The sequence below is a fragment of the Nocardioides campestrisoli genome (genome assembly GCF_013624435.2).
Classification (GTDB): Bacteria; Actinomycetota; Actinomycetes; order Propionibacteriales; family Nocardioidaceae; genus Nocardioides; species Nocardioides campestrisoli.
On the sequence record NZ_CP061768.1, the window covers coordinates 794,833 to 816,725 of the forward strand.

The window sequence follows — 21,893 nt, forward strand, 5'->3', positions numbered from 1 at the left end:
CGTGACCGCTGGCAGGTGGGGGATGACGATCCCCCTCGAGGAGCTCCCCGTGGCCCGCTTGCCCGAGGTCGCGCGGGAGCTGGAGGACCTCGGCTACACGGACCTGTGGACGGCCGAGGGCATGGGGGCCGACGGGTTCACGCCGTTGGCTGCGGCCGCTGCGGTGACCACCCGCGTCCACCTGGGCATCGCCATCGCGCCGGCGTTCACCCGCGGACCTGCCTTGCTCGCCCAGACGGCGGCCACCCTGGCGGCGATGGTGCCCGGGCGGTTCACCCTCGGCATCGGAGCCTCCTCGAACGTCATCGTCGAGCAGTGGAACGGCATCCCGTACGAGAAGCCGCTCTCCCGCTCGCGCGACCTTCTGCGCTTCCTGCGGCCGGCGCTGGCCGGGGAACGGGTCGACCAGACGTACGACACGTTCGCGGTGCACGGGTTCCGGCTGGGCGTCGTACCCGACCCGGCGCCCCGGCTGCTGCTCGCCGGGTTGCGCGGCAAGATGCTCGAGCTGGCCGGGGCCGAGGCGGACGGGGCGGTCCTCAACTGGCTCTCGGCCGAGGATGTCGGCCGGGTGGCGCCCCAGGTGCACGCCGGCGGTGAGGGCAAGGAGATCGTGGCCCGGATCCTGGTGGCGCCCACCCGGGACGCCGAGCTCGCCCGCGCGGTCGCCCGCCGGATGATCACGACCTACCTCAACGTGCCGGTCTACCGGCAGTTCCACGCCTCGCTCGGCCGGGACGAGCTCGAGCCCATGTGGAAGCTCTGGGACGAGGGCGACCGTCGCGGGGCGCTCGAGGCGGTCCCGGAGGCCGTCATCGACGAGCTCGTGGTGCACGGGTCGCCCGAGGAGTGCCGCGACCACATCGCCCGGTTCACCGAGCACGGGGTCACCGTGCCAGTGGCGCACCTGCTGCCGGTCGAGGCAAATGCGCTCCAGGCCTGCCGGGACCTCGCACCTCGCTGACCGACCGACCGACCTGACACGAGACGAAGGAGAGACAGATGGAGCAGGAGTTCGCGGGCAAGGTGGCGCTCGTCACCGGAGGCAGTCGAGGGATGGGCCGAGAGATCGTTCACGCCTTCGCCGAGCGGGGCGCCGACGTGGTGGTCGCCAGCCGGAAGATGGAGAACTGCGAGAAGGTCGCGGCCGAGGTGCGGGAGAAGCACGGCGTCCGCGCGCTCCCCGTGGGCTTCAACGTCAGCTCGTGGCCGGACTGCGACCGGCTCGTCGAGACCGTCTACTCCGAGCTCGGCCGGGTCGACGTGCTCTTCAACAACGCCGGCGGTTCGCCGCTCTACCCGAGCCTCGACCAGGTCTCCGAGGAGTACTTCGACAAGGTCATCGGCATCAACCTCAAGGGACCGTTCCGGCTCAGCGCCCTCATCGGCACCCGGATGGCCGAGGGCGACGGCGGGTCGATCATCAGCATCGGCTCCATCGAGGCGATCCGCCCCCAGCCGATGGCGCTTCCGTACGCGGCCGCGAAGGCGGGGCTGCACGTCTTCAGCGAGGGCTTCGCGCAGGCGTTCGGACCGAAGGTGCGGGTCAACACCATCCAGGCGGGTGCCTTCCTCACCGACATCTCCCAGGGCTGGCCCGAGGGCCTCAAGGAGAAGATGGAGAAGCAGGTCGCCCTGGGGCGGTGTGCCGAGCCCTCGGAGATCGTCGGTGCTGCCCTCTTCCTGGCGAGCGAGGCATCCTCCTACGTCACGGGCGCGGTGTTGCGGGTCGACGGGGGGTGGGGGTAAGCCGCGCGAAGACCGCGCGCTCCCGGACGATGACGACGACGACACCCTCCCCGGCCACCGCTGTGGTGGAGATCCCTCGCACGCGCCGCGGCAGCCGTCGGGACGTGGTCCTGTGGGCCGCGATCGACGTCATGACCGAGGTCGGCTACCACGGGGCGTCGGTCCGTGACATCGCCGACCGTGCCGGCGTCACCACGACCTCGATCTACCACTACTTCGGGTCCAAGGAGAACCTCCTGCGGGAGATCATGGTCGCCTCGCTGACCGAGGTGGTCGGGCTGACCAGGACTGCGCTCGAGCGCGCTCCCGAGGATCCATCCGCCCAGCTCGCCGCCCTGGTGCGGGCATGGATCGACTTCCACACCCGGCGCCGTTCCCTGGCGAGGATCAGCGCCATCGAGCTGCGGAGCGTCGAGGGCGAGGCACGTGCCGAGGTGCTCGGGCTCCGTGACGAGCAGGAGCTCCTCTTCCGGGGCTTGGTGGAGCGCGGTGCAGCCCTCGGAGTCTTCAGGACGGAGTTCCCGCGGGAGGCGACCCGCGCGGTGCTGCAGATGGGGCGCGACGTCTCCGGCTGGTACGTGCCGGGCGGACCTCTCTCGGCAGCCGAGATCGCCGAGCAGTACGTGGTGCTGGCCCTGGACCTGCTCAGGTCCGGAATGACCGACGAGGAGCAGACATGGAACTGACCGAGGCGATGACGACGACCGGCACCTGCCGGCGCTTCGACCCACGCGAGGTCCCGCCGGAGGTGCTGCACGGGGCGTTCGACGTCGCTCGCTTCGGCCCCCAGGGCGGCAACCGCCAGGCGGTCCGGTGGCTGGTCGTGCGGGAGGCCCAGCTCAAGGAACGCCTCCAGGAGCTCTACCTGCGCCACTGGGAGCCCTACTACGCGCGTATCCAGGAGGGGCAGGTACGAGTCGGGGGAGGGGACCGGATGCTGGTCGCCGCCGACGAGTTCGCGCACTCCCTCGCGCAGGTCCCGGTGCTCGTGGTGATCTGTGCCCGCACCGAGGACCTGCAGGTGACGGACTCGGACACGGACCGGGTCAGCGTCGTGGGCGGAGCCTCCATCTACCCGCTGGTGCAGAACCTCTGCCTGGCGCTTCGCGACCGGGAGGTGGCGACGGCGATGACCACGCTGGTGTGCCGCGAGGAGCCGGCCGTGCGTGAGCTGCTGGGCATCCCGGACGAGTACCTGACCGCGGGGATGCTGGCCGTCGGCTACCCCGCGAGGAATTTCCCGACGAAGCTCAAGCGCCTGCCGGTGGAGGAGGTGGTCTTCTCCGACCGGTTCGGCAAGGGGCTGTTCGGGACGGGGAGGGCGACATGAAGGCGTTGCGCGTGCACGGACCGGGGGACACCTGCCTGGAGGACATCCCCGAGCCCCGGGGTGTCCGCGCGCGACCAGTTCAAGGTCAGGGTCGCGGCGGCGGGCATCTGCGGCACGGACCTGTGCCTGCACCGGTCCGCCCAGTCCCGGCGGATTCTCGGAGTACGACATCGTGCTGGAGATCCCCGTCAGCGAATACCACAACCCCATCCAGTCCGCCTACGCATGCGGTTGGCCGATCGCGAGCAACCTCCTGGTGCGGTCATGGAGGCCTGAGCGGGGCCTACTGCGTCGCGAGCAGGGCGCGCAGGCCCATCACGAGGGCGATGGGCTGATCGAGCATGACGTGGTACGCCGCGGCCGGCACGTCGATGACCCGAGCCTCGTGCCCCAGCCTCCTCGAGAACATCGCGCCCATGTCGGGGTCCACCAGCCCGTTCTCCGGGCGCAGCACGGCCACCGGGCAGGAGGGCGTCGTCAGTGCATCCGGCCGCAGCGGGTCGTAGGAGAAGATCGCGGGGTCGAACTTCCAGGCCCATCCGCCGGCGACGGCACGGATCGAGTGCTCCGCGACGTGGTCGAAGACGTAGCGCTCGGTCTCCTGGTCCGGGACCACCCGGAACCGGGAGAGCAGCTCCGCGCGGTCGGCGTGCACCCGGCGCGGGCCGAACGCCGCCTTGGCCCGGGCGGCCGCCGCCTCAGGCGTCGCCTCGCTCACCGGCGTGTCCACCACGACTGCTCCCGCGAGCTCCGCACCGTGCCGCAGCGCCGCAGCCAGCGTCACCATGCTGTGCCCGACCACCGTCGGAGGGGCCTCGAACCCCCGCCTGGCGACTGTCATGACCTCGTCCGCCCACCTCTGCAAGCGAGTAGTCCTCGCGGTGGCCGCTGTCCCCGTGCCCGCTGAGGTCCGGGGCCACGACGCGGTGGGTCGTCGCCAGCAGCGGCGCCACGTGGTCCCACCAGTGCGCATGCGCGGCGCCGCCGTGTACCAGGACCAGCCCGGGCAGTCCGTGCTCGCCCCACGTGCGGCAGCTGATCTCGACGCCGTCGACGTCGAGCGTGTCGACGGTCGCCTCGTGCGCCAGAGCACGGACGAACCAGTCGTGGGTGCGAGTCACGCTCACCCTCCGGGGACGGGTCTCATCGCGTGACCTCTCAGCCCTGCGCGTACTGCTTCTTCAGCGTCCCCTTGATGAGCTTGCCGGTGGGTGTTCGCGGGAGCTCGGAGAGGAAGTCGACGGACCGCGGAGCCTTGTAGTGCGCGATCCGCTCCCGGACGTAGTCGATCAGCTCGCGCTCGAGCTCGGGGGAGCCCACGACGCCGGGAGCCGGTTGGACCACGGCCTTGACCCGCTCGCCCATCTCCGGGTCCGGCACGCCGATGACGGCGACGTCCTGCACGGCCGGGTGCATCGTGAGGACGTTCTCGGCCTCCTGCGGGTAGATGTTCGCCCCGCCCGAGATGATCATGAACGAGCGTCGGTCCGTGAGGTAGAGGTAGCCGTCCTCGTCGACGTGGCCGACGTCGCCCGTCGTGGTCCAGGTCGGGTGGAGCGGGTGCTGGGCCTCCCGGGTCTTCACCGGGTCGTTGTGGTACTCGAACGGCATGGCATCGCGCTCGAAGTAGACGAGCCCGTCGACGCCGGTGGGGACCTCGGGCTGGCCCTCGGCGTCGGGGTCGCAGACTCGGAGGACGCCCAGCGCCGCCTTGCCCACGGTGCCGGGGCGCTGAACCCACTCGTGGGAGTCGATCAGGGTGATGCCGTGCACCTCGGTGGCCGCGTAGTACTCCTCCAGCACCGGACCCCACCAGTCGATCATCTGCTGCTTGACCTCGATCGGGCATGGGGCGGCCGCGTGCACGGCGACGCGCATGCTCGAGACGTCGTACTTCTCGCGCACCTCGGCGGGCAGCTTGAGCATCCGCACGAACATCGTCGGCACCCACTGGCTGTGCGTGGCGCGGTGCTCCTCGATGGCCCGCAGCGCGCCCTCCGCGTCGAACTTCGGCAGCACCACGACGGTCCCGCCGAGCGACTGGATCATCGCGCAGAAGCGCAGCGGGGCGGCGTGGTAGAGCGGGGCGGGGGAGAGGTAGACGGTCTCCTCCGAGAACCCGTAGCGCGGCGCGAAGGTGACGATCAGCGGGTTGCCGGGCTCGTCCACCTGCCGGTCCGGTAGCGGCGTCCGGATGCCCTTCGGCTTCCCGGTGGTGCCGGAGGAGTAGAGCATGTCCTGCCCGGCGGGCTGGTTCTCGAGCGGGGCGTCGGAGGTGGCGGCCTGGACGGCGTCGAGGTCCTCGAAGCCGTCGAGCTGTGCGCCGACGGAGATCCGCACGGGCACGTCGGTGTGCTTCGCGAGCGTCGCGCCCATCTCGGCGTACTGGCCGGAGACGAGCAGCGCCTTCACGCCGCTGTCCTCGATGATGTGCTCATGCTCGGCCACGCCCAGGTGCGTGTTGAGGGCGGTGAAGTAGAAGCCGCTGCGCATGGCGGCCCAGTAGACCTCGAAGTACCGGGTGGAGTTCTCCGAGAGCAGAGCGATGCAGTCCCCCCGTTGCACGCCGCGCTCCTGGAGGGCGCGCGCGAGCCGTCGGGACCGGTCCTCGAGCTCGGCGTAGGTGAGCGCCTCGCCGCCGTCCGCCAGGGTGACGGCGATCTTGTCCGGGTGGGTCGCGGCGTGGGTGCCTGGGTACACGGCTGCTCCTGATCGGGCGGGCGGGGAGTGGATCGTTCAGGTAAAACGAACGTACGTTTGGCGAGTCTCCGGCATGGTCGCGTGCGCGTCAAGGGTGTTCGCCCCTTCGGGTTCCCGCCTGGGCGGGGTGCGCGGCGGTCCCGGGTGGCGCGGTTCGACTGAGTGAGCGTTCGTAAAAAGCATCGTTGACAAGTGTGATGTGCGCCACTAGCGTCCCGGTTTAGCGAGCGCTCAATAATGAGAGGGGATGGCATGACGACCCTGCAGACGGAAGCGCGTCCCTCATCCGCCGTCGACCGGTTGAAGTCTCTCGACCAAGGCATGGTCGTCGGCGTCCTGACCATCGTGCTGGTCGCGGTCTTCGCCGCGTCGATCTCCGGCTTCGCGACCCGCGGCAACGCGGTCAACGTGCTGCAGGCGGCGGCTGGCCTCGGCATCCTCGCGCTGGGTCAAGCGGTGGTCGTCATCGGGCGTGGCCTCGACCTGTCGGTGGTGACGATCTACGCGGTGACCGCCCAGGCCGCCGTCCTGGCCATGACCAACGGCGCGAGCGAGCCGGCCGCGCTCCTCCGGGCCCTGATCGTGGCGGTCGTGCTGGGCCTTTTCAACGGCGTGATGATCGCCTACGTCGAGCTGCCCGCCCTCTTCGTCACCCTCGCCACCGGCCTCGCGTACCTGGGCGCCGCCCGCTTCTTCTTCTTCGATGGCGCGATCGCCTTCGCCGTCCCTGGGGAGGCGAAGATCATGAACGCGATCGGGAACGACGCCTGGCTGGGCATTCCCGTCTCCACCTTCGTCTGGCTGGGGCTGGCGGTGGTCTTCTGGTTCTGTGCCACCCGCACGGCCGCCGGCCAGATGATCTACGCCCGCGGCGACAACCCGGACGCGGCGGCGCTCTCCGGCATGCCGACCAGGCCGCTGGTCGTGCTCACGTACGTCGTCTCGGCCGCCTCGGCGTTCGTCGCCGGCATCGTGATCGTCGGCGCGGCGGGGTCGTTCGACTCCCGCGCCCTTGCGGCGGGCGGCCAGCTCTACGACGTGCTCGCCATCGTGGTGATCGCCGGGGTCAGCCTGGCCGGTGGGCGCGGGAGCATCGCCGGGGTCGTCGCGGCCACGTGCTTCCTGGGCGTGCTGCTCAACGCGATGACCCTCATGAACTTCGACACCATCCAGCAGGCGCTCTTCAAGTCCCTGATCGTGCTGGCCGCGCTCGTCCTGGACCGGCTTCTGCACCCGACCGACGAGGAGACCGCGCGCGTCGGCGAGCTCTAGCGCCGCGCCGAGGACCTCGCCACCCCCTGACCTTCCCTGCCCATCAGCACCCTTGGAGGAACCCCATGAAGAAGTTCGCCGCGCTGGCAGCCACTGCCGCACTGTTCCTCACCGCCTGCAGCAGCGGTGCCGACTCGTCCTCGTCGTCGGGGGGCGGCAACTCCGAAGGGTCCGGCGGCCTGCCGCAGGTGGGTGAGCCCGCCGAGATCAGCAAGCTCGCGGGCGACATGGTCAAGGGCAAGAAGGTGGTGTACGCCGCCGGTGCGGCCGGGTTCCCCCTGCAGGAGCAGTGGGCGAACACCTTCAAGAAGACGTTCCCTCAGCTCGGCATCGAATTCGAGATGAACGAGGCGGCGGCCGACCCGCAGAAGCTGGTCACCAACGCGCAGACGCTCCTCAACCAGGACCCTGACGTGCTCATCCTGCACAACCAGGACCTCTCCAACGCCTCCTCCCTGATCCAGCAGGCACAGGCCGACGGCGTCTACGTCATCCTCATCAACCTGGCGTCTGTGGCGCAGTCCGACGCCTTCGTGGGTGGTGACTTCGTCAAGGCCCAGGCGGCGCTGGCGGAGCGGATGGCCTCGGACTGCGACAAGAAGGGCCGGAACAAGGTCGCCGTCATCACCGGGTGGGGCTCGGACGGGCTCTCCGTCCAGGCGGTCGCCGCCTGGCAGAAGGTCTTCGACGAGTCCGGCATGGAGGTCGTCTCTGAGCAGGCGGGCCAGTACGACCCGACCAAGGCCGGTGACATCACCAAGGTGGTGCTCAAGCAGCACCCGGACCTGTGCGGGTTCATCGGCGCCTGGGACTCGATGATGATCGGCTCGGCCAACGCGGTCGAGCAGGCCGGCAAGGCCGGGGAGATCGGGGTCTACACCAGCGACGCCAGCGTGGTGGCCTGCGAGGCCCTCGAGAACGGCAGCATGACCGCGGCCCTCAACTACGGCGTCGCCACGATGGGCGACTCCATCGTCTCCCTCGTCCAGTACCTGCTGCAGAGCGGCCGCCCCGCCGGGTCGAGTCGGACGGCGGTCTACACGCGCTGGAACGTGATCGACAAGGACACCTACAAGCGCGACCGCAGCGCCTGCTACGACGGAAACGTCTCCTGACCCCCCGCCCACGACACACACGGGAGGAGAACACAGTGACTGTCGACGCCTACGGCCTGTCCGGCCGGTCACCTGTCCACCGGTTCTCGGCGCAGCGGATGCTGGCCGACCTCATGGAGAAGCGCTGGATGGACGCCATCGCGCCGGTGGCGCTGCTGGTGGCGGTCGTCATCTACTTCGCCCTCACGGTTCCGGAGCTCTACAACGCGGCCAACACCGTCACCACCACGCAGATCCTTGCGGAGATGGGGCTGCTGGCGCTCGCCATGACCGTCGTCGTGCTGGGCGGCGGCATCGATCTGAGCGTCGGGTCGATCTTCGCGGTCAGCAACGCCGTGGCAGTGATCTGCTTCAAGCTGTATGAGCTGCCGGTCCTCGCGGTGTTCGTGATCGCCATCGGGGTCGGAGCCCTGTGCGGCTCGATCAACGGCGCGATCATCAGCATCTTCAAGACCCGGCCGTTCATCACCACCCTCGTGACGCTGCTGACATTCCGGACGGTGGCGATCTACCTGGACCAGGAGTACAGCCCGCGCGTCAGCGTGCTGTTCCGTGAGGACGTCGTCTGGACGTTCCTGGCACGCGGCAGCATCGCCGGCCTGCCGGTCGGCTTCTGGGTGATGCTGCTGATGGTGGTGCTCTTCCAGTTCGTCATCACCCGCACCCGCTTCGGCTGGCAGGTCACGGCGCTGGGAGCCTCCCGCACCTCGGCGCGCCGCGCGGGCATGCGGCTCAACCGGCTCAGCTTCACCACCTACGTGATTTCCGGCTCCCTCGCGGGCCTCTCCGGGGTCCTGGTGGCTGCCCGGCTGGGTCAGACCTCCCAGACGACCGGGCAGGGCTACGAGCTCATCGCGCTCACCGCGATCATCATCGGCGGAGTCAGTCTCGGCGGTGGCAAGGGGACCGCTGCTCGCGCACTCCTCGGTGCGCTCGTCACGAGCGGCCTCTACCAGGGCATGCTGCTGATGGGGTACGACAACAACCTCTACCAGGTGGTCCTCGCCGTAGTGCTGCTGGCGTTCGCCACGCTCGACATCAAGTACGCCAAGAACCGCGACAAAGCCATCCAGAAGATCTTCGTGGTGCCCGGCGAGGTGCGGTTGCCGGCGCTCGCGAACATCTACGAGCCAGGTAGCGTGTGGAACCCCAACCGCCGGCTCACGGACGCCCAGCCCATCGGACTCGGGCAGCTTGACGGGCCTGAGGACGTGATCGTCGACCGCAACGGCCACCTCTACTGCGGCGACCGGCGGGGCTACATCTGGCGTTTCGAGGGACCTGACTACACCGAGGGCAAGATCTTCTGCCGGGTCGGTGGCCTGCCGCTGGGGCTTGCGATCGACAAGGACGACAACCTCGTCGTCTGCGTGGGCGGGATGGGCCTCTACGCGATCGACCCCCAGGGCCAGGCGACGGCGCTCACCACGCGCACGAAGCGCTCCTGGCACCGCATCCGGGACGACTCGGCCGTGCGTCTCGCCGACGACCTCGACATCGCGCCGGACGGGAAGATCTACTTCAGTGACGCGAGCACGCGCTTCGACGGCGTGGAGCACATGTACGAGACGATGGAGGCACGGCCGAACGGGCGGGTCCTGTGTTACGACCCCGAGACCGGCGAGACCACGACCGTGGTCAAGAACTACGCCTTCCCCAACGGCATCTGCGTGAGCCACGACGGGCAGTCCGTCCTCATCAACTCGTCGGTGCTGGCGCGGATCGACCGGCTGTGGATCGACGGGCCGAAGAAGGGGCAGCTCGAGCCCTTCCTGGAGGATCTGCCGGGCTACCCGGACAACACCAACCGAGCCAGCGACGGCACCTACTGGGTCGCTTTCGCCTCGATGCGTACGCCGACCTTCGACCTGGCCGTCGAGGACGCCGGCTTCCGGCGGCGGATGCTCAAGGAGCTCCCTCTCGACGAGTGGATCATCCACAACATGAACACCTCGTGCGTGTTCAAGGTGACCGAGGAGGGCGAGGTGCTGGAGAGCCTGTGGGACGAGACCCTCGAGCACCACTCGCTCATCACCTCGATGCGCGAGCACGACGGGCACCTCTTCCTCGGAGGGCTGACCAACAACCGTGTGGGCCGGGTCGCGCTACCCAAGCGGGAGGGCGCGACCTCGTCGACCAGCACCCGGGCCACGGCCGGCCTCACCACCAGTGGAGGTGTGTCGCATGCATAGGGCTCTCGCGCTCCTCACGGAGTTCCTCGTGCCGGACCGTGGTCCCGTCCGCGGCGTACCGAGCATGGACGGCGGGCTCACCCCGAACGACGAGCTCGACGCCCTCGGGATCCTCAGCGACGCGGGGGACCTGCGTCCGGAGGACGTCCTGGTGGACGCGGACGGTTCCGTCCTAGCAACCGCCGGTGCCGCGCTCTGGCGGCTGGACGGCGACGGACCCGCGAGGAAGGTGGCCGACCTCCCGGGGGACGCGCGCGGCATGACCCTGCGCGGGGACGGGTCGTTGCTGGTCTGCGTGGACCGAGCGGGGCTCGTGGCAGTGGACCGCGGCGGCGCGGTGCACGAGGTGCTGGACGCTCAGGCGCGGGCCGGCGTCGGAGTGCTCTCCGCGGTGGCAGTGAGCGCGGGCGAGGTCTTCGTCTCTGAGGTCTCCCGGCGCCGGGAGTGGTCCGAATGGCCGTACGCCCTGTACGAGGGTGACGCGGAGGGCCGGATCCTGCACGTCCGCGAGGACGGCTCCCTGCGCACGGTCGCCGAGGGCCTGGTGTGGCCATGGGGGCTCTGCGACGGCCGGGAGCCCGGCACGGTGGTCGTCACCGAGTCCTTCGCCCACCGGATCTCGACCCTGGACACGGGCAGCGGGGCACGTCGGCCCCTCGCGGAACGGCTGCCCGCCTACCCGGCCCGCGTGCACCCGTCGGCCGCGGGGTTGTGGGTCGCGTTCTTCGGCGTCCGGACGCACCTCGTGGAGTTCGTGCTCCATGAGGACGACTACCGCCGAAGGATGATCCAGCAGGTGCCCGTCGACGAGTGGCTGCTCCCGGCCCTGCGCCGGACCGGCTCCGTCCGCGAGCCGCTCCAGGTCGGCGGGGTGAAGCACCTGGGCGAGGTGAAGCCCTGGTCGCCACCGCGGTCCTACGGGCTCGTGGCCGAGCTCGGGTGGGACGGCGACTTCGTCCGGAGCATGCACTCCCGGCCCGGGGGCTGGCGGCACGGCACCACCGCCGCCAGCGAGGCCTCCGGTGTCCTCGCGGTCGCCTGTGCGGGCGCGGAGGCCGTGCTCGTCACCAGCGCCGAAGGAGGAGAGTCATGAGTGCAGCCCAGCAGGAGTCCCCGGTGGCGGCGGAGCCGGTCCTCCGGATGACCGGCATCACCAAGACCTACGCCGGGAACATCGCCGTGGATGCCGTCGACTTCGACGTCCGGCCGGGTGAGGTCCACGCGCTCCTCGGGGAGAACGGGGCAGGCAAGTCCACTCTCTGCAAGATCATCTCGGGCGCCGCGGTGCCCGACTCCGGCGAGATGCAGCTGGCGGGGGAGACCGTCCGGTTCACCCACCCGAGCGAGGCGCTCGCCGCCGGGATCAGCATGGTCTACCAGGAGACCTCGTTGATCCCCACTATGTCGGTGGCGCAGAACCTCGAGCTGGGCGACGAGCCGCTGGTGGCCCGGATGCGCCGCATCAACATCTCGGCGCGCCAGCACCTGCAGTCCCTCAACTTCCATGTCCCGGTCACCAAGACGGTCTCCTCCCTGGGAGGGGCGCACCGGCAGATGGTCGAGATCGTGCGCTCACTCCGCAAGGAGGCCCGCTTGGTCATCTTCGACGAGCCGACGGCGACCCTGACACCGGAGGAGAAGGAGCAGCTCTTCGGCGCGATCGAGCGGCTCCGGGAGCGCGGCATCGGCATCGTCTACGTCTCGCACGCCATCGAGGAGTCGCTGCAGATCGCCGACCGGATCACCGTCCTGCGCGACGGCCAGCTCCAGAAGACCGTCTCCGCGAAGGACACGACCCGCCGGGAGATCGTCGCGGCGATGGTGGGCCGCAGCGTGGAGTACACGGTGCGCCGCGGCGGCGTCCGCCAGGCAGCCGAGCGTCGCAAGGTGCTCTCGGTGGAGAACCTCAACATGGGCGCCGTGGTGAAGAACATGTCGTTCTCCGCCTACAGCGGGGAGGTTCTCGGCATCGCCGGCCTCGTGGGCGCAGGGCGTACCGAGACCGCGAGAATCATCGCCGGGGCGGCCAAGCGCAGCCGGATCAACGGCGGCAGGATCTACCTCAACGGCCGTCCGGTCCGCTACAGCGTCCCCCGGCAGGCCGCCAAGGACGGCGTCGTCTACATCACTGAGGACCGCAAGGTGAACGGGTTCTTCGAGACGATGTCGGTCGAGCAGAACATCTTCCTGGGCCACCTCGCCACGGCGAAGCGGATGCCGCTGTGGGCCCGTCCGGCCGACCGCCGGTCGGTCGCAAAGAAGTTCGTGGAGCGCTTCGCGATCCGCTCGGTCTCGGGCAAGGCCAAGGTGATCGAGCTCTCCGGCGGCAACCAGCAGAAGGTTGTTCTGGCCAAGGCCCTGACCCGCGCACCGCAGGTCGTGATCTTCGACGAACCCACCCGAGGGGTCGACGTCGGCGCCATCGAGGAGATCCACCAGATCATCCGGGAGTTCGCCGACTCTGGGGCCGCGGTCATCCTGCTGTCCTCCTACCTGCCGGAGATCCTGGCGCTCTCGGACCGGGTGCTGGTCGCCCGGCAGGGCAGCATCGCTGCCGAGTTCGCGCCGGAGACGGTGACCGAGGAGCGGATCATGTTCGCCGCCGTGCACTGACCCCCCGTCGACCACCCGCATCGCGATCGTCCGCATCGCGACCACCCACGTCGACCACCCACGGTCGACGGACCCCTACCCCATCCAAGGAGCAATCCCGCAATGAGCAAGCCACTGGCCGGCATCCGGATCGTCGAGATGGCAGGGATCGGTCCCGGGCCGCACGCCTCGATGATGCTCAGCGACCTGGGCGCCGAGGTGGTCCGCGTGGTGCGGCCCACCGCCCCCGAGGCCGAGTACACGATGACGACCCACACGCTGCGCGGCCGTACGACGGTGCTCGCAGACCTCAAGGACCCGGACGCGCTCGAGGGGGTCCGTCAGCTCCTCGACTCGGCTGACGTGGTGGTGGAGGGCTTCCGTCCCGGCGTGATGGAGCGCCTGGGGGTCGGACCCGAGGAGAGCCTGGCGCGGAACCCGCGCCTCGTCTTCGCCCGGATGACGGGGTGGGGCCAGGAGGGCCCCCTGGCGGAGGCCGCGGGTCACGACATCAACTACATCTCCCTGACGGGTGCGCTGCACGCGATCGGCCCGGCGGACCACCCCGTGCCGCCCGCCAACCTGGTGGGTGACTTCGGCGGCGGCTCGATGTTCCTCGTCGTCGGTGTGCTGGCGGCTCTGTTCGAGCGCGAGCGGACCGGCCGTGGCCAGGTGGTGGACGCCGCTATGGTGGACGGTGCCGGCGTCCTGGTCCAGTCGCTGCTCGAGCTGCGACGCATCGGTATGTGGACCGACGAGCGCCAGAGCAACCTGCTGGACGGCGCGGCGCCCTTCTACCGGACCTACCGGTGCAGCGACGGCCGGTTCATGGCCGTGGGCGCTATCGAGCCGCAGTTCTACGCACTGCTGCTCGAGGGCCTGGAGCTCGACCCCGCGGGGCTGCCCGACCAGAACGACCAGAGCCGGTGGGAGGAGGTCGCCGAGGTGTTCGCCGAGGTGTTCGAGCGCCACCCGCGGGAGTACTGGACGAAGGTGTTCGAGGGCACCGACGCCTGTGTGTCGCCGGTCCTCACCTTCGAGGAGGCCCCGGACCACCCTCACGTCGCCGCGCGCGGCTCGCTCGTGCGCCGGGACGGGTCCGTGGTCGCGGCCACCGCTCCCCGCCTGTCCGCCGCCGGCGCCACGCCGACCCCCGACGGAGGAGTCCAGGAGCTTGCCGCCGTCGCGGATGCGTGGTCGCGGTGAGCACCCTCACGAGCGCACCCACCGCGGGCGAGATGGCCGGGCGGCTGCGGACCTGGGCCACGGCGCACGTCCCCGGCGCGGCCGAGGTGACCGACGTGGGGCCCATGCCCGGCAACGCCGGGCTCAGCTTCGGGTGCGACGTGCTCGACGCCGGGGGGAGCGTGCTGACGAGTCTGGTGGTCCGGCTGGCGCCCCCGGGCGTCCGGCGGCAGGGGAACACCGACGTGCTGCGGCAGGTCCCGCTGCTCCGGACCCTGCAGGCGGGGGGGATCCCCGTCGCGCCGCTGCTGTGGTCGACGGACGATCCCCGGTGGTTCGGGACGGACGCCATCGTCCAGGAGCGGCTGCGGGCCAAGCACCTGCCGATGCACGACCCCACGTCGGGCGCCCTGCCCGCGGACGGGGACACGACCCCCTACCTGCGGCAGGCGGTCTCGGCCCTCGCCGAGCTGCACGCGCTCGACTGGCGCGCCGGCCTGTCGGACTGGGACGAGATCCAGTCGGTCGCCGACCAAGTGGCCTTCTGGCGGCGGTTCCTGCCTCGCCACCCGGATCCCGCGTGGACCGAACTGGGCGAGCGCCTCGCCGACCGGCTTCTCGAGGCCGACCCCGGCGGTCATCGCACCGGCCTCTTCCACGGCGACTACCAGACCCACAACATCCTCTACGACGAGGCGGACGGCCGGCTCGTGGCAGTCATCGACTGGGAGATCGCGGGGCTCGGGCCCGTGGGCCTCGACGTCGGCTGGCTGGCGATGATGGTCGACCCCGCCTGCTGGCACGAGGAGCGGTCCGCGGTCGCGCTCGTCCGCGAGGAGCCCGACCGGATCCGCCGTTGGTACGAGGAGGACAGCGGGCAGCCGCTGGAGCACTTCGACTACTACCAGGCGCTCGCCTGCTACCGGTACGGCGCGATCACCGGCTTCAACCTGTACCTGCACCGGAGCGGCCGACGCGTCGACGAGAGCAACGAGCTCACGGGTCCCGCGGCCCCCGCCCTGTTCCGGGCGGGCCTCCGACTCCTGTCCTGACCGCCCTGCAACCCCTGCGCACTCAGGCGGGCTCCTGCCCGTCCCCACACTGAAGAAGGATCTGCCATGGAGAACACCAGCGGTCGGGGCACGTCCCGACGCATCAGCACCTTGTCCCGCTCGGTCGAGGACCGTCGCGCCATCGTGACCGGCGCGGCCAGCGGCATGGGACGGGCGACCGCCCACCTCTTCGCCGACGAGGGCGCACGCGTGGTCGTCGCCGACCTCGGCGAGGACCGGGTCGCCGCCGTGGTCGGGGAGATCAACGAGGTCCACGGCGAGAAGGCCGCGCTCGGGGTCGTCTGCGACGTCGCAGAGCGCGCGCAGCTGGTGAACCTCGTCGAGCGCACCGTCGAGTGGGCGGGCGGTATCGACATCCTCGTCAACAACGCCGGCATCTCGGTCCCGAACGACTCCTTCCAGGAAGAGGACGAGTTCGAGGCGGTCTGGGCGCACACCATGGACGTCAACGTGACTTCCCAGGCACGCCTTGTGCGGTATGCGCTGCCGTACCTGCTGGCGGCCGGGGGCGGGCGGATCGTCAACATCGCCTCCACCGAGGCGATCATGAGCATGGCGGGCCTGATGAGCTACTCGGCGAGCAAGGCCGGGGTCACCGGCCTCACCAAGAGCCTCGCGGTCGAGCTCGGCTCCCGCGACGTCACGGTGAACTGCATCTGCCCCGGTCCGATCCGGACGGCCATGACCGAGCGGTTCCCAGACGAGAAGAAGGAGGTCTACGCCCGCCGGCGGGTGCCGGTGCGGCGCTACGGGATCCCCGAGGAGGTGGCGCAGATGACGCTCAACCTCTGCCTGCCCGCGTCGAGCTACGTCAACGGCGTGGTCATCCCGGTCGACGGCGGCCTGACCATCCGGCACATCTGAGACGGGAGACCGACACACATGTTCGAGAACACCGCACGCTCCCAGAAGCTCGCATCCGAGCTGACCTGCTTCATGGAGGAGCACGTCTACCCCGCCGAGGCGGCATTTGAGCAGCAGGTCGCCGAAGGGGGCGAGTCCCGCCCGCAGCCCCCGGTGCTGGAGGAGTTGAAGGCCGAGGCGCGCCGCCGGGGTCTGTGGAACTTCTTCCTGCCGCACAAGGAGGAGGGGCACTACCCTCTCACCAACAGCGAGTACGCCCCGCTGGCGGAGATCACCGGGCGCAGCATCGGGCTCGCCCCGGAGGCGCTGAACTGCGCGGCGCCCGACACCGGCAACATGGAGCTGCTCTCCATGTTCGGCACCCCGGAGCAGAAGGAGCAGTGGCTCACGCCGCTGATGGCCGGCGAGATCCGCTCCTCCTACGTGATGACCGAGCCGCAAGTCGCTTCCTCCGACGCGAGCAACATCGAGACCTCGATCGTGCGCGACGGCGCGGAGTGGGTCGTCAACGGTCGCAAGTGGTGGATCTCCGGGGCCAACCGCGACCGCTGCAGGCTGCTCATCGTCATGGGGATCTCCGACGACAGCCCGGACGCCGACCGGCACCGTCGTCACACCATGGTCCTGGTGCCGATCGACACCCCGGGGGTGACCATCGAGCGGGACCTCTCGGTCATGGGCTACAACCCTTTCGAGAGCCACGTGGAGATGACCTTCGAGGACGTCCGCGTACCGGCGGCCAATCTGCTCGGCGACGTGGGCGCGGGGTTCGCGATGTCGCAGGCCAGGCTGGGGCCCGGAAGGATCCACCACTGCATGCGGCTGATCGGTGCCGCCGAGCGGGCGCTGGAGCTGATGATCCACCGCGCGGAGAACCGCACGGCCTTCGGCTCGCGGCTGGTCGACCAGGGCGTCATCCGCGAGTGGATCGCCGACTCGCGGATCGAGATCGACCAGGCCCGCCTCTACACCCAGTACGCCGCGCACCTCATGGACACCGTCGGCAACAAGGAGGCGGCGAGCCAGATCTCCGGAATCAAGGTGGTGGTTCCCAGCATGGCCGCCCGGGTGATCGACCGCGCCATCCAGGCGCACGGCGGCGGCGGGCTCAGCCAGGACTTCCCGCTGGCACGGATGTGGGTGGAGACGCGGATCATTCGGATCGCCGACGGCCCGGACGAGGTGCACCGACGTGCGGTCGCCCGCACGGAGCTCAAGAAGCTAGCGGCGGTGTGCGACCCCGCTCCGAGCGGTCTCCAGGCGCACCTGCGGCACCGGTCGTGAAGGGCCGGGGGAGCATGTCCACATCGGCGGTGGTCCACCCGCTGGTGGGCCGGGAGTACCCACCCGTCTGCCGGCGGTACGACGCCCGCGACGTCTGCCTCTACGCCCTCGGCGTCGGTACCGGGGAGGAGTCGCCGCACCTCGTCTTCGAGGGGCACCGGGACTTCGCTGCCCTGCCCACCTTCCCGCTGGTGCTCCCCTTCCCCGACGTGCTGGGGATGGGGCTGCCCGACGGCTCCACCCTCGACGACGTGCTGCATGGCGAGCAGTCGCTGGTCCTGCGGGCGCCCGTGCCGGTGGCCGGCGAGGCGGTCTCCCGCTGCCGCGTCGTCGCCGCACGCGACAAGGGTGCGGCCGCCCTCTTCGACGTCGAGGCGCGGATCGAGGTGGACGGCGTCCACGTCGCCACGGCGACGTACTCCACCTTCGTCAGGGGCGCGGGCGGGTGGGGCGGCGAGCGGGGGAGCCCGCGGCCCGACCCCGAGCCCACCGGCGAGCCCGACCTCGTGCTCGAGCACGAGGTGTCGGCGAACCAGGCGCTCGTCTACCGGCTCAGCGGCGACTCGAACCCGCTCCACGCCGACGTGGAGACGGCCCGCCGGGCCGGCCACGAGCGCCCGATCCTGCACGGGCTGAGCACGGTCGGCACCGCCGTCCGCCTCGCCCTGGAGTCCACCGGCGGCCGGCTGGAGCGGATGACCGCCCGGTTCACCGGACCCGTGCTCCCAGGGGAACGGATCCGGGTCTCGCTCTGGACCGACGGCCCCGCCTCCTGGTTGGGCCGCGTCGACGTGGTCGGTCGGGAGGGCCCCGCCGTCGCGCCCCTGTCCCTCGTCCTCACCAGCCCGTAGGAAGGTCCGCCATGTCCCTGCCCAAGTCCCTCACTCGCCCCCAGTCCGGTCCCCGTCCAGCCTCGCGCGGGACGTTCCGGAGGCTGGCGACTGCTACCGGGACCGTCCTGCTGCTCGCCGGATGCGGCGGCTCCGGAGAGGGGGAGGAGGGCGGCACCCTGCTGTGGGTCAGCTCCTTCGTGACCCAGGAACACCCGTACTCCCAGGGCTTCGAGGCCTGGATGGATGCCGTCACCGAGGCCACCGACGGGGAAGTCACGTTCGAGACCTCCTACAACGGGGCCCTGTGCCAGTCGGCGGAGTCGCTGGACTGCGCCGGTTCGCGGACGGCCGACATCTCGATGATCGCCGCCGCCTATACCCCCGAGATCGTGCTGGCCAACATCGGCGGGGTGGCCTTCCAGAGCGGGGACCCCCAGGCCGTCGGCGACGCGATGAACGCTCTGTACGCCAAGGAGGAGGCATTCCAGGCAGAGTACGCAGACCGCGGCGTGCGCATGCTCTACGCGTTCGGGGACTCCAAGCCGGTCATCGCCACCACCACGGAGGTCGACTCCCTCGGGGCCCTCGATGGCCTGACCGCGCGCACAGGGGGCGCGATGAGCACTGGGGTGGTGCCCCTCGGCATCAAGCCCGTGGCCATCGCCCCCGAGGAGATCTACGAGAGCATGGAGCGCGGGGTGGTCGACGCGTCCGTGCTTCCGGTCCCGAGCCAGGTGGACTATCGCCTGCAGGAGGTCGCGCCCCACTTCTACGACATCGGCGCCTTCACTGGCGTCTACTCCACGCTCGCCCACGTGATCAGCACCGACACCTGGGAGTCGCTCCCCGCCGACGTGCAGGAGGCGATGACCGCCGCGAGCGAGGAGATCGCGGGGGCGTTCCAGGCGCGGTTCGTGGTGCCCGACATCGAACGGGGGTGCGGCCTGCTGGCCGACGCCGGGCGCGAGCTGCAGGAGATCGGGCCCGTCGAGGCCGGCGAGGCCTGGGCAGCCGAGGGGGCGTCACAGCAGCGCGACGACTGGATCGAGCTCGCCACCGAGTCCGGGGTCGACGACCCGGAGGCCTACTTCGACCGCTACGTCGCGGCGCTGGAGTCCGCGGAGGCGACCGGGGAAGGGACCCCGGAGAACCACGAGATCTGCGCCGGCACAGCCGGCTGAGGAAGGGACACCAGGATGCGTCACGAGACCATCGAGTGGCAGGTCGAGGGCGGGGTCGGCACCATCACGATGAACCGCCCCGGCCGCCGGAACGCCATGACCACGCAGATGTTGCGGGAGCTCCACGAGCTGCTGCACGAGGTCGCCGAGGACGAGACGCTCGCGGTCCTGGTGCTCACCGGGGCCGGCGACTGGTTCTGCCCCGGTGCCGACATCGAGCACCAGGTGGAGCACGGCCCAGCCGACAACCCGGACCTCGCGTACTTCGACGTGCCCGCTCTGCTGCACACCATGCCCGCGATCACCGTCGCCGCGGTGAACGGGCCGTGCGCCGGGGCCGGCATGGGCATCGCCCTGGCGTGCGATCTGTTGTACGCGTCGTCCTCGGCGAAGTTCAACACGGCGTTCCTCCAGGTCGGCGTCGCCGGCGACATGGGGATCCCGTGGATGCTGCAGCGGTTGGTGGGTTCCCGTGTCGCGAGGGAGCTCACGTTCTTCCCGCAGAAGGTGGACGCCGCCCGGGCGACGGACCTCGGACTGGCCAACGCCGTGTTCGCCCCCGAGGAGCTCGTGCCGGGGGTCCGCGCACGCGCAGAGGAGCTCGCCGCGTGGGCGCCGCTGGCCCGCCGCGCGCTGAAGCAGAACCACGTGGACGCCGAGACCCTCGGCTTCGGCGAGTTCGTCGCCCTGGAGGCTGGTCGCCACCTGCCGCTGCTCTCGAGCGAGGACTGCCGGGAGGCGTTCGCGGCGTACTCCGAGAAGCGGCCGGCGGTGTTCAGCGGCCGCTGAGCGGCTGCTGGCCGTCCGGTCGCAGAGCGTCCTCGCGCCAGCCGCCGCCCTGGCGCAGCTCGACGCGGAAGTCGTGATGAAGAGCACGGCCCGAGGAGCGAAGGGCTGCGCGTAGCCCCTTGCCGAGGACGTGCAGCCCTGACTTCGCGGCGGCGTGCGGCGACGTCCTTGATGACCGGCTCTTTCCCGACGGAGTTCCTAGTGAGCGATAGCTCAACCGTAGTGATCGCTCGATAGAGCGTTAGAATCTGCCCATGGAACTTCCGGAACCTGCCGAGCCGGGCGTCGACTGGCGCAAGAGTCCTCCACTCGAGCTCACGCCGATTCTCGCGGCCTCCCTGGATGCCTTCTACGAGCACGGCTACCACGGCACCACCGTGCGGGACATCGCCCGCCGCGTCGGTGCGACCGTTCCGGCCCTGTACTACCACCACGAGAACAAGCAGGAGATCCTGTTTGCACTGATGGACGCCGCCATCGACCGCTCGTCCTCGATGACCTTGGTGGCGGTCGCCGAGGCCGAGGGGCAGCCCGTCGACGCGTTCTTCAACGGGGTCGAGGCCCTGGTCCGCTTCATGGCGACCAGCGGCAAGGTCGCCTACCTCGATGCTGAGATCCGCTGTCTCACCAGCGAGAACCGGGAGACCTACGCACGCAAGCGGGCCGTGGTCGAGCGGCTCATGCTCGCCTGCGTGGAGGAGGCGGTGGCCTCGGGCGACTTCGCTGTCTCCTCGCCCCGGGTGATGTCCCGAGCGCTGCTCGGCATGATCCAGGGGATCCCGGTCTGGTACAACCCGGCGGGCGCGCTCGCGGTGGACGACGTGGTGACGGAGTACGTCGACATCGCCGCCCACATGGTCGGTGCTACCCCCGAGGTGCTCGGGCGGGTGCGGCTGCGCTGAGGGCGCTCCGCACTCACGGGTGGCGGGGGCCCGGCTGCTCGTTCAGCCGCCCCACGAGCAGCTCGCGCAGCCGCTCCAGGGTCTCCTCGGGCACGCCCTGGGCCAGCAGGTAGTCGCGCGCGTCGCCGTACTCGGCGCGGACCAGCTCGAGGAAGGTCGCCATCGCCTGTGGCTCCGCGGTCCGCGACTCCTCGGGCAGCACGGCGATCCGCTCCTGGTAGTCCGGCACGTGCCTCAGCTGCTCGTAGAGCGGCTCCAGGTCCTCGCGGGTCCGGGCGTAGTCGGCCACGATCTCGTCGTCGGTCACGCCCAGCGCGCCGAGAACGACGGCCAGCACGACGCCCGTGCGGTCCTTTCCTGCCGTGCAGTGCACCAGGGCCGGGAGGCTCCCCGGCGAGGCGACGGTCTCCACGATCTTCCGCAGGGTGCCGCCGGAGTGCTGCAGGAAGCGGAGGTAGTAGCGCGCGACGCGGTCGGTCATCACCTCCACGTCGGGGTCCCTGGTCCATTCCTGCCCCGCCCCGATGGGCAGGCGCACCGCCAGGCGCTCGACGGCGAGCAGGGGCGCGCTCGTCCCGTGCTCGGCCTCCCGGCGCCGGCGGAGGTCGATCCTGGTCGCGATGCCCAGCTCCTCGACGAGGTGCCTGGCCTCATCCTCGCCGAGGAAGGCGGGGGTCGCCGACCGGTAGAGGAGCCCGGGGCGGACGACGAGCCCGTCGTGGGTGCGCAGCCCCCCAAGGTCGCGGAGGTTGCGCAGGCCGGTGTGGGTGGTCGGTGAGTCGGAGGGCATCACGGGATCCTCGGGAGGGCAGGGGGACGCCGTGGTCCCGGT

General features: G+C 70.5%; 20 protein-coding genes and 1 pseudogene. 17 read left to right on the forward strand and 4 right to left on the reverse strand.

The annotated features are described in order from the left end of the window. Positions 1-22 precede the first annotated feature (22 nt). Genes H8838_RS03850 through H8838_RS03865 form a run of 4 tightly spaced genes read left to right on the forward strand, consistent with a single transcriptional unit; the run spans position 23 to position 3,079 of the window. A complete protein-coding gene (locus H8838_RS03850; RefSeq protein ID WP_185995934.1) occupies positions 23-964 on the forward strand; it encodes an LLM class F420-dependent oxidoreductase in 942 nt (313 codons plus the stop codon). A gap of 38 nt (positions 965-1,002) precedes the next feature. Next, positions 1,003-1,749: an SDR family NAD(P)-dependent oxidoreductase gene (locus H8838_RS03855; RefSeq protein WP_185995935.1), complete on the forward strand. Its 747-nt coding sequence runs from the start codon at positions 1,003-1,005 to the stop codon at positions 1,747-1,749. Between the two features lie 29 nt (positions 1,750-1,778). Continuing rightward, on the forward strand, positions 1,779-2,435 hold the full coding sequence (locus tag H8838_RS03860) for a TetR/AcrR family transcriptional regulator (protein ID WP_185995936.1): 657 nt from the start codon (positions 1,779-1,781) through the stop codon (positions 2,433-2,435). Beyond that, a complete protein-coding gene (locus H8838_RS03865; RefSeq protein ID WP_185995937.1) occupies positions 2,426-3,079 on the forward strand; it encodes a nitroreductase family protein in 654 nt (217 codons plus the stop codon). Before H8838_RS03860 ends, H8838_RS03865 begins: the two co-directional genes overlap by 10 nt. Before the next feature lie 283 nt (positions 3,080-3,362). On the opposite strand, the gene H8838_RS03870 is transcribed toward H8838_RS03865, so the two are convergent. From H8838_RS03870 to H8838_RS03880, 3 genes and pseudogenes are all read right to left on the reverse strand, one after another. Continuing rightward, positions 3,363-3,920: an alpha/beta hydrolase gene (locus tag H8838_RS03870; RefSeq protein WP_224766559.1), complete on the reverse strand. Its 558-nt coding sequence runs from the start codon at positions 3,918-3,920 to the stop codon at positions 3,363-3,365. Between the two features lie 28 nt (positions 3,921-3,948). Next, positions 3,949-4,206: pseudogene (locus tag H8838_RS19935) on the reverse strand (alpha/beta fold hydrolase); the annotation flags it as partial. 31 nt (positions 4,207-4,237) lie between these two features. Continuing rightward, positions 4,238-5,779 carry an acyl-CoA synthetase gene (locus tag H8838_RS03880; protein ID WP_185995940.1) on the reverse strand — a complete coding sequence of 514 codons (1,542 nt, stop codon included), beginning with the start codon at positions 5,777-5,779 and terminating at the stop codon, positions 4,238-4,240. A 252-nt stretch (positions 5,780-6,031) separates the two neighbouring features. Here H8838_RS03880 and H8838_RS03885 point away from each other — a divergent pair, with 252 nt between their 5' ends. The 13 genes from H8838_RS03885 (at position 6,032) to H8838_RS03945 (ending at position 21,061) form a co-directional block, all read left to right on the forward strand. Continuing rightward, positions 6,032-7,051, forward strand: a complete 1,020-nt coding sequence (locus H8838_RS03885; protein WP_185995941.1) for an ABC transporter permease — start codon at positions 6,032-6,034, stop codon at positions 7,049-7,051. Between the two features lie 65 nt (positions 7,052-7,116). Next, positions 7,117-8,166 (forward strand): sugar ABC transporter substrate-binding protein, encoded by a 1,050-nt coding sequence (locus H8838_RS03890; RefSeq protein WP_185995942.1) that lies wholly within the window; start codon positions 7,117-7,119, stop codon positions 8,164-8,166. 35 nt (positions 8,167-8,201) lie between these two features. After that, the gene (locus tag H8838_RS03895) at positions 8,202-10,358 is read left to right on the forward strand and encodes an ABC transporter permease (RefSeq protein ID WP_185995943.1); all 2,157 of its coding nucleotides are present in this window, start codon (positions 8,202-8,204) and stop codon (positions 10,356-10,358) included. Further along, the gene (locus tag H8838_RS03900; protein ID WP_185995944.1) at positions 10,351-11,451 is read left to right on the forward strand and encodes an SMP-30/gluconolactonase/LRE family protein; all 1,101 of its coding nucleotides are present in this window, start codon (positions 10,351-10,353) and stop codon (positions 11,449-11,451) included. The genes H8838_RS03895 and H8838_RS03900 overlap by 8 nt, the downstream gene beginning before the upstream one ends. Then, entirely contained in the window at positions 11,448-12,971 is a 1,524-nt protein-coding gene (locus tag H8838_RS03905; protein ID WP_185995945.1) for a sugar ABC transporter ATP-binding protein, read from the forward strand. The genes H8838_RS03900 and H8838_RS03905 overlap by 4 nt, the downstream gene beginning before the upstream one ends. A 102-nt stretch (positions 12,972-13,073) precedes the next feature. Then, positions 13,074-14,156, forward strand: coding sequence for a CaiB/BaiF CoA transferase family protein (locus H8838_RS03910; protein ID WP_185995946.1), 1,083 nt, complete (start codon positions 13,074-13,076; stop codon positions 14,154-14,156). Then, the gene (locus H8838_RS03915) at positions 14,153-15,187 is read left to right on the forward strand and encodes a phosphotransferase family protein (RefSeq protein ID WP_185995947.1); all 1,035 of its coding nucleotides are present in this window, start codon (positions 14,153-14,155) and stop codon (positions 15,185-15,187) included. The genes H8838_RS03910 and H8838_RS03915 overlap by 4 nt, the downstream gene beginning before the upstream one ends. A gap of 66 nt (positions 15,188-15,253) precedes the next feature. Then, positions 15,254-16,072, forward strand: a complete 819-nt coding sequence (locus H8838_RS03920; protein WP_185995948.1) for an SDR family NAD(P)-dependent oxidoreductase — start codon at positions 15,254-15,256, stop codon at positions 16,070-16,072. A gap of 18 nt (positions 16,073-16,090) precedes the next feature. Further along, a complete protein-coding gene (locus H8838_RS03925) occupies positions 16,091-17,356 on the forward strand; it encodes an acyl-CoA dehydrogenase family protein (RefSeq protein ID WP_185995949.1) in 1,266 nt (421 codons plus the stop codon). Positions 17,357-17,370: 14 nt separating this feature from the next. After that, positions 17,371-18,207, forward strand: a complete 837-nt coding sequence (locus H8838_RS03930) for a MaoC/PaaZ C-terminal domain-containing protein (protein WP_185995950.1) — start codon at positions 17,371-17,373, stop codon at positions 18,205-18,207. 11 nt (positions 18,208-18,218) lie between these two features. Then, positions 18,219-19,370 carry a TRAP transporter substrate-binding protein DctP gene (gene dctP / locus H8838_RS03935; RefSeq protein WP_185995951.1) on the forward strand — a complete coding sequence of 384 codons (1,152 nt, stop codon included), beginning with the start codon at positions 18,219-18,221 and terminating at the stop codon, positions 19,368-19,370. Between the two features lie 15 nt (positions 19,371-19,385). Continuing rightward, positions 19,386-20,159, forward strand: coding sequence for an enoyl-CoA hydratase/isomerase family protein (locus H8838_RS03940; protein ID WP_185995952.1), 774 nt, complete (start codon positions 19,386-19,388; stop codon positions 20,157-20,159). 254 nt (positions 20,160-20,413) lie between these two features. Beyond that, complete coding sequence (locus tag H8838_RS03945; protein WP_185995953.1) at positions 20,414-21,061, forward strand: TetR/AcrR family transcriptional regulator; 648 nt, start codon at positions 20,414-20,416, stop codon at positions 21,059-21,061. Between the two features lie 13 nt (positions 21,062-21,074). On the opposite strand, the gene H8838_RS03950 is transcribed toward H8838_RS03945, so the two are convergent. After that, positions 21,075-21,851, reverse strand: a complete 777-nt coding sequence (locus H8838_RS03950) for a tyrosine-protein phosphatase (RefSeq protein ID WP_185995954.1) — start codon at positions 21,849-21,851, stop codon at positions 21,075-21,077. Positions 21,852-21,893 lie beyond the last annotated feature (42 nt).

What these genes read in the sequence shown, in the direction of transcription:
- H8838_RS03850 (WP_185995934.1), top strand. Translation starts at nt 23, where the DNA reads ATGACGATCCCCCTCGAGGAGCTCCCCGTGGCCCGCTTGCCCGAGGTC.
- H8838_RS03890 (WP_185995942.1), top strand. Translation starts at nt 7,117, where the DNA reads ATGAAGAAGTTCGCCGCGCTGGCAGCCACTGCCGCACTGTTCCTCACC.
- H8838_RS03900 (WP_185995944.1), top strand. Translation starts at nt 10,351, where the DNA reads ATGCATAGGGCTCTCGCGCTCCTCACGGAGTTCCTCGTGCCGGACCGT.
- H8838_RS03945 (WP_185995953.1), top strand. Translation starts at nt 20,414, where the DNA reads ATGGAACTTCCGGAACCTGCCGAGCCGGGCGTCGACTGGCGCAAGAGT.
- H8838_RS03855 (WP_185995935.1), top strand. Translation starts at nt 1,003, where the DNA reads ATGGAGCAGGAGTTCGCGGGCAAGGTGGCGCTCGTCACCGGAGGCAGT.
- H8838_RS03950 (WP_185995954.1), bottom strand. Translation starts at nt 21,851, where the DNA reads ATGCCCTCCGACTCACCGACCACCCACACCGGCCTGCGCAACCTCCGC.
- H8838_RS03860 (WP_185995936.1), top strand. Translation starts at nt 1,779, where the DNA reads ATGACGACGACGACACCCTCCCCGGCCACCGCTGTGGTGGAGATCCCT.
- H8838_RS03920 (WP_185995948.1), top strand. Translation starts at nt 15,254, where the DNA reads ATGGAGAACACCAGCGGTCGGGGCACGTCCCGACGCATCAGCACCTTG.
- H8838_RS03885 (WP_185995941.1), top strand. Translation starts at nt 6,032, where the DNA reads ATGACGACCCTGCAGACGGAAGCGCGTCCCTCATCCGCCGTCGACCGG.
- H8838_RS03910 (WP_185995946.1), top strand. Translation starts at nt 13,074, where the DNA reads ATGAGCAAGCCACTGGCCGGCATCCGGATCGTCGAGATGGCAGGGATC.
- H8838_RS03925 (WP_185995949.1), top strand. Translation starts at nt 16,091, where the DNA reads ATGTTCGAGAACACCGCACGCTCCCAGAAGCTCGCATCCGAGCTGACC.
- dctP (WP_185995951.1), top strand. Translation starts at nt 18,219, where the DNA reads ATGTCCCTGCCCAAGTCCCTCACTCGCCCCCAGTCCGGTCCCCGTCCA.
- H8838_RS03870 (WP_224766559.1), bottom strand. Translation starts at nt 3,920, where the DNA reads ATGACAGTCGCCAGGCGGGGGTTCGAGGCCCCTCCGACGGTGGTCGGG.
- H8838_RS03905 (WP_185995945.1), top strand. Translation starts at nt 11,448, where the DNA reads ATGAGTGCAGCCCAGCAGGAGTCCCCGGTGGCGGCGGAGCCGGTCCTC.
- H8838_RS03930 (WP_185995950.1), top strand. Translation starts at nt 17,371, where the DNA reads ATGTCCACATCGGCGGTGGTCCACCCGCTGGTGGGCCGGGAGTACCCA.
- H8838_RS03940 (WP_185995952.1), top strand. Translation starts at nt 19,386, where the DNA reads ATGCGTCACGAGACCATCGAGTGGCAGGTCGAGGGCGGGGTCGGCACC.
- H8838_RS03865 (WP_185995937.1), top strand. Translation starts at nt 2,426, where the DNA reads ATGGAACTGACCGAGGCGATGACGACGACCGGCACCTGCCGGCGCTTC.